Annotated in this window: 8 protein-coding genes and 1 pseudogene; 4 read left to right on the top strand and 5 right to left on the bottom strand. The window is 75.2% G+C overall.

What is annotated here, in order from left to right; genetic code table 11:
- Positions 1-427: 427 nt before the first annotated feature.
- A pseudogene (locus ACFVWU_RS41185) lies at positions 428-1,720 on the bottom strand (SpoIIE family protein phosphatase); the annotation flags it as partial.
- Between the two features lie 212 nt (positions 1,721-1,932).
- Complete coding sequence (locus tag ACFVWU_RS41190) at positions 1,933-3,378, bottom strand: NAD(P)/FAD-dependent oxidoreductase (RefSeq protein WP_387630975.1); 1,446 nt, start codon at positions 3,376-3,378, stop codon at positions 1,933-1,935.
- A 582-nt stretch (positions 3,379-3,960) separates the two neighbouring features.
- Here ACFVWU_RS41190 and ACFVWU_RS41195 point away from each other — a divergent pair.
- Positions 3,961-4,731 (top strand): TetR/AcrR family transcriptional regulator, encoded by a 771-nt coding sequence (locus ACFVWU_RS41195; protein WP_387630991.1) that lies wholly within the window; start codon positions 3,961-3,963, stop codon positions 4,729-4,731.
- 381 nt (positions 4,732-5,112) lie between these two features.
- Positions 5,113-7,347 carry a sigma-70 family RNA polymerase sigma factor gene (locus ACFVWU_RS41200; RefSeq protein ID WP_387630977.1) on the top strand — a complete coding sequence of 745 codons (2,235 nt, stop codon included), beginning with the start codon at positions 5,113-5,115 and terminating at the stop codon, positions 7,345-7,347.
- A gap of 129 nt (positions 7,348-7,476) precedes the next feature.
- On the opposite strand, the gene ACFVWU_RS41205 is transcribed toward ACFVWU_RS41200, so the two are convergent.
- From ACFVWU_RS41205 to ACFVWU_RS41215, 3 genes are all read right to left on the bottom strand, one after another.
- On the bottom strand, positions 7,477-8,181 hold the full coding sequence (locus ACFVWU_RS41205) for a DsbA family oxidoreductase (RefSeq protein WP_387630979.1): 705 nt from the start codon (positions 8,179-8,181) through the stop codon (positions 7,477-7,479).
- 99 nt (positions 8,182-8,280) lie between these two features.
- Positions 8,281-8,802 (bottom strand): universal stress protein, encoded by a 522-nt coding sequence (locus ACFVWU_RS41210; protein WP_387630981.1) that lies wholly within the window; start codon positions 8,800-8,802, stop codon positions 8,281-8,283.
- 219 nt (positions 8,803-9,021) lie between these two features.
- Positions 9,022-11,175 (bottom strand): asparagine synthase-related protein, encoded by a 2,154-nt coding sequence (locus ACFVWU_RS41215; RefSeq protein WP_387630984.1) that lies wholly within the window; start codon positions 11,173-11,175, stop codon positions 9,022-9,024.
- 816 nt (positions 11,176-11,991) lie between these two features.
- Between ACFVWU_RS41215 and ACFVWU_RS41220 the strand changes: the two genes are divergently transcribed.
- Both ACFVWU_RS41220 and ACFVWU_RS41225 read left to right on the top strand, forming a co-directional pair.
- Positions 11,992-13,419 (top strand): MFS transporter, encoded by a 1,428-nt coding sequence (locus ACFVWU_RS41220; RefSeq protein WP_387630986.1) that lies wholly within the window; start codon positions 11,992-11,994, stop codon positions 13,417-13,419.
- Between the two features lie 562 nt (positions 13,420-13,981).
- Positions 13,982-15,559, top strand: coding sequence for a TROVE domain-containing protein (locus tag ACFVWU_RS41225; RefSeq protein ID WP_387630989.1), 1,578 nt, complete (start codon positions 13,982-13,984; stop codon positions 15,557-15,559).
- Positions 15,560-15,910: the final 351 nt, after the last annotated feature.

A 15,910-nucleotide genomic window follows, 5' to 3' on the forward strand; every position in this document is an offset into this window, starting at 1 on the left:
CTTTTGGCACGCTGTTGAGTTCTCAAGGAACGGACGCTTCCTTCGGACCGCCTTCCAGCGGGCCCTCCGGGCGCTTCGTTCTTTCGTGTTTCCAGCTTATCAGATGTTTTCTGCTCCGTTTCCGGGGCTTCCTTCATCCAACTCGCCGGTGTCTTCTGGGGTTTGACGCCCCGTCCGACGTTTCAAACTCTAGCCGATCCTCACTCCGAAAAGCGAATCGACCGCAATCCGATAAAACGCGCACGCCGAATAAGCACCGAGCCGCACCGCGAGAACGCGAAAACGACCGGCACGAACCGGAAGTGGTGTTTCAGAGGATTGGCCACCTCGGGACCGTCCGCGCAAATGCGTGTCCGGTGCTCCCTGCCAGGCAGCTCGAAGAACACTAGACCTCGGGAGTGGCCGAGTCAAGCTCCGCAACCGGATTCTCAGCGTCCTTCTCCGCCGGCAGATGGAAGGCCAGGACGGCGACGTCGTCGTCGTGCTCCGAGGTCACACCCATCGCCCGGAGGAGACGGGCGCAGATCACCTCGGGGGCGCCGATCGCACCGGTGAGGGTGCGGGCCAGCAGGTCGAGGCCCTGGTCGATGTCCTCGTCCCGGCGCTCGACCAGGCCGTCCGTATAGAGGACGCCGGTCGTGCCGGGCAGCAGGCGCAGGGTGTGGGAGACGTGCAGGCCGTCGCCGGTGCCGAGCGGGGGGCCGTTCTGCTCCTCGCTGCGCAGGATGGTTCCGTCCGGGCAGCGCAGCAGCATCGGGAGGTGGCCGGCCGAGGCGTAGGAGAGGGTGCTGCGCTGCGGGTCCCAGACGGCGTAGGTGCAGGTGGCGATCTGGTTGGCGTCGATCTCCATGGCGAGGCCGTCGAGCAGGCGCATCACCTCGTGCGGGGGCAGGTCGAGGCGGGCGTAGGCGCGGACAGCGGTGCGCAGCTGGCCCATCACGGCGGCCGCCCGCAGGCCGCGTCCCATGACGTCGCCGATGACGAGGGCGGTGCGGCCGCCGTCGATGGCGATGACGTCGTACCAGTCGCCGCCGACGGCGGCCTCGGCGCCGCCCGGCTGGTAGGTGGCGGCGACCCGCAGGTCGGCCGGCTGGTCGAGCTTCTGCGGCAGCAGGCTGCGCTGGAGGGTGACGGCGGCCTCGCGCTGGCGGCGTTCGGCTTCGCGCAGGCGGGCGGCGGCGAGGACCTGGTCGGTGACCTCGGCGGCGAAGATGAGGACTCCTGCGGGCGGGCCCTCCGTGGGGGTGTCGCCGGTGTCGCCGGGGCCGAGCGGGACGCAGGAGACGTTGTAGTAGCGGTTGCCGGTGAGGCCGAGGATGCAGCGGGACTTGACGCTGCGGGGGCGGCCGCCGCGGATGACCTGGTCCATCAGGGGCAGGACGCCCATGGTGCCGAGTTCGGGGAGGGCCTCGCCGGCGGGAAGGCCGGTGGGGCGGTCGCCGAAGAGTTCGCGGTAGGCGCGGTTGGCGTAGCCGAGCTGGTGGAGCGGGCCGTAGGTGACGGCGACCGGGGCGGGGATCCGATTGAGGACCTCGCGCAGGTTCTGGGGTTTGTGCGGGTCGAGGAGTTCGGGCGTGGTGGCGGGGCTGGTCGGGTCGCGGGGGCTGGGCACGACGATGCCGTCGGTGGAGGGCATGCCCTCGTCGGTGCCGGCCCTGTTGGGTGGGGCGGCACGCCAGGGGGCCCCGGTGAGCCGGGCGCTCCAGCGCATGAGGTTCAAACGACGGCCGCTTCCTCGTTTTCCAGGCATATCATCACTTTTTGTGTGCACGTCAGCACACGGGGTAATGACAAGGTCGGGCTGATCCTGTCAGGCGGAGGGCCGGTTCCGGAAGTCGCGCGCCCGGCGTGGCCGTCGGATCAGTCGTCGCACTGGGGTTGCGCAATCACCCGTCGGGGCAGGAACCCGGCTCATCGAGGCAGCGGGACGGTTCATCGGGGCGCTTCCGGCGCTGCGCCGGGCGGTCGGCCGGGCCCGGAGTCGAAACCCTCCTCGAAGGCCGACCGCGGGTGCTCCATCGCGCCGAGGGAGACCACCTCGCGGGAGAACACCCCGCCCAGCACCCAGTCCATCAGCACCCGCACCCGGCGCTCGGTGCTCGGCAGCCGGCGCAGGTGCCGGGCCCGGTGCAGCCACCAGGCCCGCCGCCCGGTGAGCCGGCCGCCGCGCCGGGTGTGGGCGACGGCCCGGCCCAGGCCCAGCGAGGTCGAACAGGCGGCGGGGCCCGGCCGGTACTCGGCGAGGCCCGGCGCGTGCGGTCCGCCGTCCAGGGCCACCGCGATGTTGCGGGCGAGCAACTCGGCCTGGGCGAAGGCGTGCTGGGCGTTGGGCGCGCAGGGGGCGCCGTCCGCGTCGGGGTCCGGTACGGCGGCGCAGTCCCCGGCCGCCCAGACGCCGGGCAGGGCGCGCCCGTCCGGGCCGACGGCCTGCAGGGTGGCCAGGCAGCGGACCCGGCCGAGGGTGTCCAGCGGCAGGTCGGTGTCGCGCAGCATCGGCGAAGGCCGGATGCCTGCTGTCCAGACCAGGGTGCGGGCACCGAAGCGGCTGCCGTCGGAGAGCGCGGCGACCTGGCCGACGGCGGACTCCAGAGTGGTGCGCAGCCGGATGTCGACACCGCGTTCGCGCAGCTGGCCGAGGGTGTGCTCGGCGAGTTCGGGCGACTCCTCGGCGAGGATCCGGTCGGTCGCCTCGACCAGCACCCAGCGCAGGTCCTCGGCGCGGACGTTGTGGTAGTCCCGTACGGCGGTGCGGGCCATGTCCTCCAGTTCGGCGAGCGCGCCGACGCCCGCGTAGCCGGCGCCGACGAAGACGAAGGTGAGCGCGGACTGGCGCAGCGCCGGGTCGCGGGTGGCGGAGGCGAGGTCGAGCTGTTCCAGCACGTGGTTGCGCAGGCCGACCGCCTCGCCGACGGTGGAGAAGCCGAGCCCGTGCTCGGCCAGCCCGGGCACGGGGGCGGTCCGGGAGACCGAGCCGGGGGCCACCACCAGGACGTCGTAGGGGAGTTCGATCGGCGCGGGGGTCTCGCCGGGGCCCGCGGCGTCGGCCAGGGCGCGGCGGGCGGCGTGTTCGATCCGGGTGATCCGGGCGGTGAGCACCCGGCAGTCCGGTAGGGCCCGGCGCAACGGGACGACGATGTGCCGCGGGTCGATCGATCCGGCCGCGACCTCGGCCAGCAGCGGGTGGTAGGTGAAGTAGGCCTGGGGCTCGACGACGGTGATCTCGACCTCGCCGCGTCGCAGCCGTTCCCGCAGGCCGCGTTGGAGGTGGAGTGCGGTGGCCGTTCCTGCGCAGCCGCCGCCGGCGATCAGGATCCTGATGGTGCACCTCCTGCCGATGTGACGTTTCGTCCCGGCCGCGCGGCCGGGGGTGTCCCCCATCACGCCCCCCTATGAAGGACCGGCCGGGGTGGTCTTGTCCACAGTCCGTACGGGGCGGGTTGCCACGGAAGTGACGGTCGTGGCCGGTTGTGCTTGCTGGGCGACTTTCTGACGCACTTTCGGACGCGAAGAGCCGTGAACTATGGTCGGATTGTGTGCCGGAGCAGCCGTCGCCATGACAATCGGCGGCGACGCACCGTGGAGCGGCCACTACGGCCAGTTCCAGCGTTGGCGTGAGAACCCGACTGGGGGACAGTCATCCGGGGAAGGTTAGTTCCCGGACAGGGCCCCGGACGGTGCCGACGCGCCGGGCCGGACGTGAGGGCGGCTCGGCGGCACGACCGTGGTCACCGGAACGGGACGGGCGGCACGAACGATGGTTCATCGGGTCATTTCTGACGGGCTGAGCTGCACCGGGGGGTGCAGGGGCGGGCGACGACAGGGTCCGGATTCGGACGCCTGCGGGGGAGAGTTGGGATGATGGAACAGGAGCAGGTATTGGGCCGGCCGGGCGTACCGCACACCGGACAGGGCACGGTGCCGGAGCAGCGCGGCCCGGTGGACCTGCCGCCTCCGGGCGGGATGTCGTACGCGGCCGTCCCGTACCGGGCGGAGCCGCAGCCGGCCGCCGCGCCGGTGCCCGGGGCCCGGCTGCGGGTGGACGCCCGGCGGAACCTGGAGAGCGTGCTGCGGGCGGCCCGGGAGGTGTTCGGCGAGTTCGGCTACGGCGCGCCGATGGAGGAGGTGGCACGCCGGGCCGGGGTCGGGGTCGGCACGGTCTACCGGCGCTTCCCGAGCAAGGAGGTGCTGGTCCAGCGGATCGCCGCCGAGGAGGTGGCCTGGCTGACCGCGCAGGCACGGGAGTCGCTGTACGGCGGCGACGGCGCCTGGGAGGCGCTGGCCGGGTACCTGGCCAGGGCGGTGAGCACCGGGGCCGGGCGGCTGCTGCCGCCGGAGGCGTTCCGGTACGCGGAGGAGCTGGGCCGGGTGCCCGAGCAGCGGGTGTCGGAGGTGCCGGCTGCCGTCCGCTTCGACCTGCGCGGCGAGGAGGCGCGCTCCGGTGCGGCGGTCGAGCCCTCGGCGGCGGACGCCGATCCCCGGCTGCTGCTGCAACTGCTGGCCGCCCTGGTGGCGCGGGCCGGTGCGGCGGGTGAACTGCGGCCGGGCGTCACGGTGTCCGACGTGGTGCTGGTGCTGACGGCCTCGGTGCCGGTGCACGCGGCGCGTCCCTCGGTCTCGGCGCCGACGGCGGCCGGCTTCGCGGCGGTTGCTCCACAGACGGACGGTCAACCGGCCTCCGGGCCGTCGGACCGGCTGTTGCAGATCCTGCTGGACGGGCTGCGGGCTCACTGACACCCCTCGCGGCCCGACCCCGGCGGACGGGGGACACGGTGGACGCGTCGGACCAGGCACGGTCGACGCGCCCGACGAGTACGGGAGTTGGGCAGCACACCGGCGCGCGGACAGGGCGCGCGCGCCGGGTGCGGGCGTCGTGCGACCCGATGCCGCACGCTGGGCGAACGCCCCCTCGACGGCCCCTCGGAAGAGTGGGTACCGGCCGGTCCCGCTACCGCCCTTCCCTGCGCTATGCCATCCTTTGCCCGTGGTTGGAGCCAATGTCCCGATGCGCGCCCTTCGCGCGCCGTCGGCGCCGCACGCCGGGGAACCGTGCGCCTACGCACTCCCGCCTGCCCTGCCACACTACGGGGGCTGTCGTGGAATCTGGGGTCCGTTGTGAGCGCCGAGGAACAGAACGACTACGGGTACGGCCTCGACTTCGGGGGCCTCTCCGGTAGTACCGCCGAAGGGTCCGCCGCGGGCCCCGGTGACACCGGTGCCACCCAAGTGCCGGGCCCCACAGCGGGTTCGGGCGCCGGACACGTCCCCGACCAGGCCGGGATGCCCAGCCGCGAATCCTTCTCCGCCTCGGCCGCCGCGCTGCCGCCCGGCCGGGTGCCCGGCCAGGCCCCGGCGGGCCTGGGCGGCGTCGCCCCCGAGGCGTTCGTCGGCGACGGCCGCCCGGCCCGTCCGACCGTGCCCGCCCCCGCCGACCCGGTGGACGGCGAGCGCCCACCCTCCGACGCCGAGTTGACCGCCCGGGTACGGGCCGGCGACGACACCGCGTACGAGGAGATCTACCGCCGACACGTCGACTCGGTGCGCCGCTACGCGCGGACCTGCTGCCGGGACAGCTTCACCGCCGAGGACCTCGCGGGCGAGGTCTTCGCCCGCACCCTGCAGGCCCTCAAGGCCGGCAAGGGCCCGGAGTTCGCCGTCCGCGCCTACCTGCTGACGGCTGTGCGCAACGTCGCCGCCGCCTGGACCCGCAGCGAACGACGCGAGCAACTCGTCGACGACTTCAGCGTGTTCGCCCAGAGCTCGGCCACCGTGGTCGACCTCGACCTGGCCGACCCGGGCGCCGACGCCTGGGCGATGGCGATGGCCGACCAGCGCATGGTCATGCAGGCCTACGCCGAACTCCCCGAGGACGACCGGGTGGTGCTCTGGCACACCGAGGTCGAGCGGGAGTCGCCGAAGACCGTCGCGGTGATGCTCGGCAAGACCGCCAACGCCACCGCCGTCCAGGCCCACCGGGCCCGCGACCGGCTGGCCGCCGGCTTCCTGCAGGCGCACGTCTCCGGCAGCCAGGACAGCACGTGCGAGGCTTACGCCAACCGGCTCGGGGCGTACGCGCGCGGCTCGCTGCGCAAGCGGGCCTCGGCGGAGGTCGGGCGCCACCTCAGGGAGTGCGACCGCTGCACGGCGGCCTGCCTGGAACTGACCGAGATCAACACCGGCCTGCGCGCGCTGCTGCCCGGCGGCGTGCTGGTCTGGGTCGGCGTCGGCGGGTTCGGCGCCGCCGCGGCCGCCGTGGGCGGCGCCGCCGCGGTCGGCGGTGCGGCGGCGGCCGGCACGGCGGCGGCCTCCGCCGGATCGTCGGGCGGTGCGACGGTGGGTGCGGCCGGCGCCGCGGGTGCCGCAGGTGCTTCCGGTGCTTCCGGAGGGAGTGCGGTGGGTGCCGCGGCCGGCGAGGGCCTGGGCACCGCGGCCAAGGCCGGGATCGCCGCCGCCGTGGCGATGGCCGCGGCCGCCGTCGCCGCGTACGCGCTGACCGGCTCGCCCGAACCGAGACCCGCGACGGCCGCTCCCCCGGCCACCTCGGCGCCGGCCGCCCCCACCCCGGAACAGCCCGCGCCCGCGGCACCCGCCTCGACCCCGGCTCCGGCGCCCAGCAGTGCCGCCCCGGCCCCGGAGAAACCGGCGCCACCGAGCCCCGGCGCCAGCCCGAAGCCGACACCGTCGCCCCGGCAGAGCCAGGCCCCGACGGTCACCCCGACGCCGAAGGGCCGGCCGCCCGCGGCCGGCAGCGCGCCGGCCCCCGAGCCGACCGTCCCGGCACCGGTCGTCCCGGCGCCGACCCTGCCGCCGGTGCCGACGCCGGAGGTGCCGGTCGTCCCGACGCCGACCCCGCCGCCGGTGCCGACCCCGACCGTGACCCCGCCCTCGCCGCCCGCGCCCACCGACTTCTGGGGCGACTCGCTGCCCGTGGTCAAACCGGGCGGCAACCGGGTGCCGCCGGAGGGACCGAGCATCCGGCAGAAGGGCAGCGACAAGTTCTGGCAGCGCGACGGCGCGTGGATCGGCGGCGAGTACCTTCCGCACGCCATCACCGTGCACGCCCCGGCGACCACGCTGATCGACCTCAACCGCGGCTGCACGTCCTTCGACGCCGTCGCCGGGGTGGACGACGCCACGCTCACCCCGGGCGGGGTGGTGTTCTCCGTCCAGGGCGGCGACGGCCGCACCCTGTGGAGCTCCCGCGCGCTCACCGCCGGGGACGACCCGGTGCCGGTGCACGTGCCGCTGGCCGGGCAGAAGTCGATCAAGCTGGTGGTCGCGCCGGCGCACGGGATCTGGTCGGCGCTGAACCTCGCGGACTGGGCCGAGGCCCGCTTCAGGTGCTCCTGACGCCCCCGGCACGGGCCGAGGCCCGTTCCGGGAGCATCTGACAGCTCGTGGAACGGGCCTCGGAGGGCGTCCTTCCCGGATCGCGCGGATCCCTGAGAACGCTCTGATCCCTGAGAACGCTCTGATCGCTCAGATCGCGCAGGAGCCGTCCGCGCAGGCCTCCCCGGCCGGGGCGACCTGCACCGGGGCGGGGCGGTGCTCGCCGATCTCGGCGGCGACCTGCTCCAGCACCTTGCGGAAGGTCTCGGCCTCCTGGCCGCCCTGGACCGCCCACTTGCCCTCGAACACGAAGGTCGGCACGGCGGTGATGCCGAGCTCACGGGCCTCGGCCAGCTGGGCGGTGACCTCGGCGGAGCCCTCGTCGCCCGCCAGGTAGGCGGCCACCCGCTCGCGGTCCAGGCCCGCCGCCACGGCGACGTCCGTCAGCGCGGCGCGGTCGCCGACGTCCACGCCGTCGGCGAAGTGCGCCTTCAGCAGGGCCTCCTTCAGCCGGCCCTGGGTCTCGGCGCCGTACTCGGTCTCGGCGAGGTGCAGCAGGCGGTGGCCCAGGAAGGTGTTGGCGTGCAGGGCGGCGTCGAAGTCGTACGTGATGCCCTCGGCGAGGCCCAGCTCGGCCACCCGCGCGTCCATCGCCACCGACTGCGGGCCGTACCGCTCGGCCAGCCAGGCGCGGTGCGGGCTCGCCGTCGCCGGCGCGTCCGGGACCAGCTGGTAGGGACGGTAGACGACCTCGACGGCCTCCTTGCCCGGGAAGTCCGCCAGGGCCTGCTCGAAGCGGCGCTTACCGATGTAGCACCAGGGGCAGGCGATGTCGGACCAGATCTCGACCTTCATTTAGGGGGGCTCCAGAGGGCGTCTTGAGTCGGGTGTACAAGATGGATGAACGATGAACCATCTCGGCACATTCCCGACACCCGGAGCCGTTCCCGCTGGTCAGGCCTCCGCGGGCGCCGGGACCACCAGCACCGGGCAGGCCGCGTGGTGCACCGCTGCCGAACTCACCGAGCCGAGCAGCAGCCGGGCGAACCCGCCGTTGCCCCGGGTGCCGAGCACCAGCGTGTGCTGCCGGGTCGACGCCTCCAACAGCACCTCGACCACATTGCCCAGCACCACGTGCAGCGACATCTCCCCCGTGAACGGCCGCCCCCGCTGCCGCAGCACGGTGTCCACCGCCCGGCGCAGCCCGTCCGCCATGCTCTCGACCAGTGTCTCCACGCTCTCCTGCACCAGCTCCGCCATCCCCGGCGGATACCCGGCCGGTGCCGGGTTCACCACGGCCAGCACGTACAGCGGCAGCCCGAACAGCTCCGCCTCCGTCATCGCCCGGTCCAGCGCCCACAGCGACCCGTCCGACCCGTCGCACGCCGCCAACACCCCGGGCCGCCGCCCCGTCGGCGGCCGCCCGAGCACCGACAGCACAACGGGAACGTCCTGCCCCGGGCGCACACCGGCCACCACACACTCCCCTCACCGTGGACTCACAGCCCCGCCATCATCACCTGCCCCGCGCGGCGGGCGGGGACAGCCGCGCCGGACTGGGCGGGGTGCCCCGGTGGCGCCGTGCGCGCTGCGGCGCCCGGGCGCCGGGGCGGGGTCCGGGAGGCGGCCGGCGGGCGCGGGCCTCGCCGATGAGGGGCCCCGGTCGAACCAGCCCTCGGCCCGGGTTGCCGCGGGTCAGGAGGTGAGGGCCGGGGGCTGGGGGTGGGGGAGGCCGGTCCAGCAGGCGCCGTGGCGGCGGGCGCGGAGGCGGCGGAGCCAGAGTTCGGTGGAGACGAGGTCGGCGAGGCCGGCGAGGGCGGCCGGGGAGAGGGTGGTGGCGGAACGGGAGAGGCCGGCGCGCACGGCGGGGAGGTCGATGAGGCCCGCTTCGGCGAGGAGCGGGGCGTCGAAGAGTTCGGCGAGGCCGTCGGCGGCGAGGCGCAGGCCCGCCCGGGCGGGGGCGGTGCGGTCGGGGCGAGGCCCGCGGCCCCAGTCGGGGGGCAGGTCGGTGCGGCCCGCGCCGGTGAGGACGGCGTGCAGGAGGGCGTGCCGGGCGCCGGGTTGGAGGCGGACGTCGTCGGGGAGCAGCCGGGCGGCGCGGACCACCTGGTTGTCCAGGAAGGGCGCGTGCAGCCGCTGGCCGGGCTGTTCGGCAGCGTGCACGAGCGTGCGATAGGAGCGTGCCTGCCGGTAGAGGGCGTGCCGGGCGCGGTGCGCGCCGGGGTGTTCCTCGGGCGCTGGCTTGCGCGCCGCCAGGCGGAGCCGCAGGGCCACCGAGGAGAGCGCCTCGTCCGAGAGCCAGCGGGCGGCCGGGCCGGGCACGCACCAGGCGAGGTCGACGGCCGAACGGTCGCCCGCCGTGCCGCCGCCGTCCGGGACGTGGCGGGCGGTCAGCTTGGCGGCCGCCTCGTCCAGCGCCTCGGCGTAGCGGACCCGGGAGAGCCGGTGGGCGGCCCGGACCACGGTGAGCGGGGTGCGCAGCGCGCCGGCCAGCACGCCCGCGGCGGCCCGGTCGGCGCCGGCCAGCGCGGCGACCGGGGGCAGGAGTTCGCGGGGCCGGCCGGCCCGGATCAGGTCGGCGAGCCGGGCCGGGTGGCCGTCGAGCACCTGGCGGGCGCCGTAGCCGGTGAGGTGGTCGGTGCCGCCCGCGTCGAAGCGGGCCTCCGCGCGGGCGGCGGCGATGAGTTCGGGGCCGGGCTCGTCGGTGAGCCGGCCGGACTGCGGGTCGGCGCGCAGCCCGGCGTACGGGAGGGTGTCGGGGCCGGGGTCGAGCACCGTGTGCCGCAGCCGCGGGGTGTCGGGGGCCAGCACGAGGGTGGCGGGCGGTTCGGTCTCGCCGAGCGTGACGGCGGCCAACTGCTCGGGGGCGGAGGGTTCCTGCGCGGCGGACCGGGCCCAGGAGCCCTTCACCGCGCCGGTCCTGGCCCCGCCCGTCCTGGCCCCGCCCGTCCTGGCACCGGCGGCCACCACCGGGGCGGCGGCCGTGGACGGCACCGGCGGCAGCGGTACGGCGGCGGCGAGCAGGGCGACGGTGGCGGAGGCGGTGCCGTACGAGAGGTCGACGCCGAGCCGGGCGCGCCCGGCGGCCTCGGCGGCCGGCGCGGTGGTGCGGACCCGGGAGCGGACGGATTCCAGCAGGGCGCGGGTGAGTTCGCGGATGGCGGGCGCCTCGTCGCGCGGCTGCTCGGCGCCGGGCGGTTCGTCGTACGCGTCGAGGTACGGGCGGCCGCCCCGGATGGCGAGCACATGGCCGGGCGGCACCCGCTGGACGCCCAGGTACGGCGTGCCGGTACCGAGCGCCTCCGGCGATTCCGGGCAGGCGAGGCGGGCGGCGAGGTGGCCGGTGTCCAGCGGGGCGCCGACCAGGTCGGCGAGCGGGAGCGCGGCGGTGGCGTACGCGGTGCCGCCGGCCCAGGGGGTGTGGAAGACGGGCTGGGCGCCGGCCAGGTCGGTGAGCAGCAGGGTGGAGCTGGTGCCGGCCCGCAGCACGACGGTGTAGCTGCCGGGCCAGGCGGTCAGGTGGCGGACGGCGCCGCCGCGGGCGGCTGCCAGGCCGGCGGCGAGTTCGGCGTCGGTGGCACCGCAGTGGCCGAGGACGGCGAGCCGGCTGGTGGCGGGGGTGTCCTCGCCGGGGTCGGGGGCGTTCGGGTCGGTGCTGACCGCGGCGCGGGCGCCGGGACGGAGGGAGACCAGGCGGATCTCCTCGGGCCGCCAGTCGCCCACGGCCCAGAGCGGGTTGGGACCGGCCCACAGGGGGCGCGCGGCGATCGGCGCCACCGCGGCGAGGACCTCGTGCGCGGGCGTGCCCGCTCGGGGCGCGCCCGTGCTCCAGCCCGTCAGCCACCGCATCGCGCCTCCACCGGACGAGGACCTGCACTCGCGCGGCGCGTCCGGCGCCGGGCGGGCGGCCGGGTGAGGTGCCGTGGCGGCCGGCACGCGCGTCCGGGCGTGCCCTCGGGTCCGGCGCGCCGTCTGGAGACATCGTGCCACCACCGGGCGCTGCCTGAGGCGGTGTTGTCGGTTCCGCTTCTGTTGCGGCGCGCGCTCCGGGGCAGGCCTCGGCGCGGATTTCGACACGGAGTTCGGCGCAGGCCGCGACGCGGGCTTCGGCAACGCCTTCGGCGGCGACTTCGGCGAGGTGTGCGGAGAAGACCTGAACGAACGTTCCGGCGGAGTGGATTCGAGCGGGCCGGGCCTCCCCCTCCCCGGCCCGGACCGCCCGGGGCGCCTTTGGCATGGGCATCGCGAGATGGCCGAAAGGCGTCGCCCGGTCCGGGAGGGCATCCGCATGCCCTCCCGGACTCAGCCGCCGCCCGCGGGGATTGAGGCGGCGGTATCCCCCGGCCCGCCGGGTCCTCGACGGCGGGCCGACCCACGACCACCAGCGAATCGCCGCGCAGCCGGTCGGGCCAGGGGGCACGGCCGGGCGCACGTGAACACGGGACCGGAGCACGGCGCTCCGGCGCGCGGCGCGTCCGATCCGCTCCGGGTGGTCCGGACCAACCCCCGCGAGGGCCCGGCGCGGCGCCGCCGGGTGCGCGATCCCGCCATCCGGAATGCGGCCTCTTAACCGTCGGAACGCGTCCGACTACTCTAGGTACAGCAGCTACGGCCCGGTGCCGCCCGGGCCCCGCGCACAAGGCCGCAGGAGGTGCCGCCGCCACCATGACCGTCAGCCCACGAGGACCGAACGAACGGCTCGGCACGCTCCTGACCCTCGCCCAGATCAGCAACGCCGGACTCGCCCGCAGGGTCAACGACCTGGGCGCGCAACGCGGGCTGACGCTGCGCTACGACAAGACCTCGGTGGCCCGCTGGGTCAGCAAGGGCATGGTCCCGCAGGGGCCGGTCCCGCACCTGATCGCCACCGCGATCGGCGGCAAGCTCGGCCGGCCCGTCCCACTGGAGGAGATCGGCCTGGGCGACACCGACCCGGCGCCCGAACTCGGCCTGGCCTTCCCGCGCGACGTCGCCGACGCGGTCCGCTCCGCCACCGACCTGTTCCGGGTCGACCTCGACCTGCGCCGGGGGCCCGGCGGGGGCCGCTGGAGCGACAGCCTGACCGGCACCTTCTCGGTCGCCGCGTACGCGACGCCCGTCTCCCGCTGGCTGATCAACCCGGCGGACGGCTCGGTGGCGCGGGAGGTGCCGCGCTCGCCGAGCGAGAGCTCCTCCTACCGGGTCGGCCAGTCGGACGCCGCCAAGCTCCGCGAGGCCGCCCAGGAGGCCCGCCGCTGGGACTCCAAGTACGGTGGCGGGGACTGGCGTTCGTCGATGGTGCCGGAGTGTCTGCGGGTGGAGGCGGCGCCCCTGCTGCTGGCCTCGTACAGCGACGCGGTCGGCCGGGCGCTGTTCGGCGCGACGGCCGAACTGACCAGGCTGGCCGGGTGGATGGCCTTCGACACCGGCCAGCACGAGGCCGCGCAGCGCTACTACATCCAGGCCCTGCGACTCGCCCGGGCCGCCGCCGACGTGCCGCTCGGCGGGTACGTGCTCGCCTCGATGAGCCTGCAGGCCGGCTACCGGGGCTTCGCCGAGGAGGCCGTCGACCTCTCCCAGGCCGCGCTGGAGCGCAACCGGGGCCTGGCCACCGCCCGGACCATGAGTTTCTTCCACCTGGTGGAGGCACGGGCCCAGGCCAAGGCCCGCAACGCGGCGGCGTGTGCGACGGCGCTCGGCGCCGCGGAGAGCGCACTCGAACGAGCGCGCGCCGGGGATCCCGATCCGGCGTGGATCGACTTCTACGCCTACGACCGGCTCGCCGCCGACGCCGCCGAGTGCTTCCGCGACCTCGGAGTGCCCTCCAAGGTCCGGCAGTTCACCCGCGAGGCGCTGGCCAAGCCCACCGAGGGCTTCGTCCGCTCGCACGGCCTGCGGCTGGTGGTCTCGGCGATGGCCGAGGCGGAGGCGGGCAACCTGGACGCCGCGGTCGCCGCCGGCGAGCGCGCCGTCGAGGTGGCCGGCCGGATCTCCTCGCAGCGCAGCCGGGAGTACGTGGTGGAGATGCTGCGCCGGCTGGAGCCCTTCCAGGGTGAACGCCGGGTACGGGAGTTGACGGAGCGGGCGCGGGCGGTGATCGTCGCTCCGGCGTGAGCGGCGCGAAGTCGGCGGTAAATCAGATGCACCTGCGGGAGAGGCCTCGCTAAGGTCTCTCTCGTCCAGGTGCGCAGGCAGAGGTTACTTCCACTGTTAATGGGCGGGTCGCGGGTTCGAGTCCCGTCATCGGCTTCGGGCCGGTGTAGCTCAGTTGGTAGAGCAGCTAAATGTCACCTCAGCCGACCTCGAACTCTGGACACCCATACGTGAATAGAATTCCGCACCTCCCGGTGCGACGGCAGCGGTTACTTCTGTGGAGTGCCCCCTTGCGGGGCGCGGTGAAGCAACCAAATACCGCAGCCGAACCCATTGATCTCGGGAGGCATCGCGCTTCGGAGTGCCCGGTGCGCAGGCGGGGGTTACTTCGGATCTTGCGGTTCCGGGTTCAAGTCCCGGGCGTGCCGTGCGTGAGTGCGGCCGCTAGCTCAATTCGGTAGAGCACAAGGCATACACCTCCGCCGACGTCGGCCGTCCAACGGCCGACACGATCTCGGGCACCCCTCACCGCGTCATGCCTCCCTCCCGTCGACACCACCGACAGACCGAGGGGGGCTGTTGCATGTCCAGGTTCAACGTCCGTAAGGCCACGGCGGGTCCGAGCTCGCCGGTGACCACGACCGGGCAGCGCGGCCGCACCCACGAGGGCGGCGTCGGCTACGTCCGGGACCGCAAGTCCGAACTCTTCCTCCTGTCGATCGCCAACATGGTCGGCCAGGACACCTTCTACGAGCGCGGCGGCGACCGCGACGACCGCTACACCGCGCTGGTGCGCGAACTCGCCGTCGCCGACCCGGAGTGGACCCTCGGGCTGCTGCGCTGGCTGCGGTACGGGGCGCAGATGCGCACCGCCGCGCTGGTCGGCGCCGCCGAGTTCACCCGGGCCCGGCTGGACGCGGGCGCCCACGGCCACTCCCGCCAGGCCGTCGACGCCGTGCTGCGGCGCGCCGACGAGCCCGGCGAGCTGCTCGCGTACTGGACCTCGCGCTACGGCCGGGCGCTGCCCAAGCCGCTCAAGCGCGGCGTCGCGGACGCGGTGCGGCGGCTGTACGACGCGCGCTCGCTGCTCAAGTACGACACCACGGCCAAGGGGTACCGCTTCGCCGACGTCCTGGAGTTGACCCACCCGACGCCGGACCCGGACAAGCCCTGGCAGGGCGCACTGTTCGGCTACGCGCTGGACCGCCGGCACCGGCCGGAGGAGGCCGTCCCGCCCGCGGCCGTCCCGCTGCTGACCGCCAACCGCGAGCTGCTCGCGCTGCCGGTCGAGGAGCGCCGGGCGACCGTGACCGCCGAGGACGGCGCCGAGCGGCTGGCCGCTGCCGGGCTGACCTGGGAGGCGCTGGCCGGTTGGCTGCAGGGCCCGCTGGACGCCGCGGCCTGGGAGGCGATCATCCCCTCCATGGGCCCGATGGCGCTGGTGCGGAACCTGCGCAACTTCGACAAGGCCGGGGTGTCGGACGCGGTCGCGTCCGGGGTGGCCCGGCGGATCTCCGATCCGGGCGAGGTGCGGCGCTCCCGCCAGTTCCCGTTCCGCTACCTGGCCGCTCACCGGCACGCGCCCTCGCTGCGGTGGGGGCACGCGCTGGAGACGGCACTCGGCCACTCGCTCGCCAACGTGCCCGAGCTGCCCGGTCGCACGCTGATCCTGGTCGACCGCTCCGGCTCGATGTTCGACCGGCCCAGCGCCCAGACCCAGCTCAACCGGGCGGACTCGGCGGCGATCTTCGGCACCGCGCTGAAGGTCCGGGCGGCCGAGGCCGACCTGGTCGAGTTCGGCACCACCAGCCAGGTGATCGAGGTCGGCCGCGGCGAGGCGGTCCTGCGCGTGCTGGATCGTTTCAGCAGCCTCGGCGGCACCAACACCGCCCAGGCCGTCCGCAGCCACTACCGGGGCCACGACCGGGTGGTCATCGTCACCGACGAGCAGACCGGCTTCGGCTACCGGGGCAGCGATCCGCTCTCCGCGATCCCGGCCGACGTCCCGGTCTACACCTGGAACCTGGCGGGCTACGCCCAGGGCCACGGCCCCAGCGGCAGCGCCAACCGGCACACCTTCGGCGGCCTGAGCGACGCGGCCTTCCGGCTGATCCCGCTGCTGGAGGCGGGGACGAACGCCGGGTGGCCCTGGGAGGTGTAGCCGACGGGGGACGGCGGTGACGCGCGGGGCCGGGGGACGGCGCGTCACCGCCGAGGCACGGCCGGGGGGACGGTGTGACGCGCGAGGTCGGGGGGCCGAGCGCGGCACACCGCGGCCGGACGGGAAAAGGGGGGAAGTGGCGGCGCGCGGGGTCGGGGGACCCGACGCGCCGCACCGCGGCCGGTGGGGAGACCGGCCGCACGCTGCGGTGGTGGCCCTGCCGGGCCCACCGCCGCGGCGGCGGAGCCACCGGGGGAGGGGGCCCCGCACCCGGGGTTGGCGGCGGCACACTGCCCCCCCCCCCCGGGTGGCGGGGGCCCCGGCCGCCCACGCGCGGGGGGCCAGAGACAC

Source organism: Kitasatospora sp. NPDC058190 (assembly GCF_042883685.1).
In the GTDB taxonomy this organism is placed as follows: domain Bacteria; phylum Actinomycetota; class Actinomycetes; order Streptomycetales; family Streptomycetaceae; genus Kitasatospora.

Coding starts and splice junctions, on each gene's coding strand:
- ACFVWU_RS41190 (WP_387630975.1), bottom strand. CDS start 3,378: ATGGGGGACACCCCCGGCCGCGCGGCCGGGACGAAACGTCACATCGGC.
- ACFVWU_RS41195 (WP_387630991.1), top strand. CDS start 3,961: ATGTCGTACGCGGCCGTCCCGTACCGGGCGGAGCCGCAGCCGGCCGCC.
- ACFVWU_RS41205 (WP_387630979.1), bottom strand. CDS start 8,181: ATGAAGGTCGAGATCTGGTCCGACATCGCCTGCCCCTGGTGCTACATC.
- ACFVWU_RS41215 (WP_387630984.1), bottom strand. CDS start 11,175: ATGCGGTGGCTGACGGGCTGGAGCACGGGCGCGCCCCGAGCGGGCACG.
- ACFVWU_RS41220 (WP_387630986.1), top strand. CDS start 11,992: ATGACCGTCAGCCCACGAGGACCGAACGAACGGCTCGGCACGCTCCTG.
- ACFVWU_RS41225 (WP_387630989.1), top strand. CDS start 13,982: ATGTCCAGGTTCAACGTCCGTAAGGCCACGGCGGGTCCGAGCTCGCCG.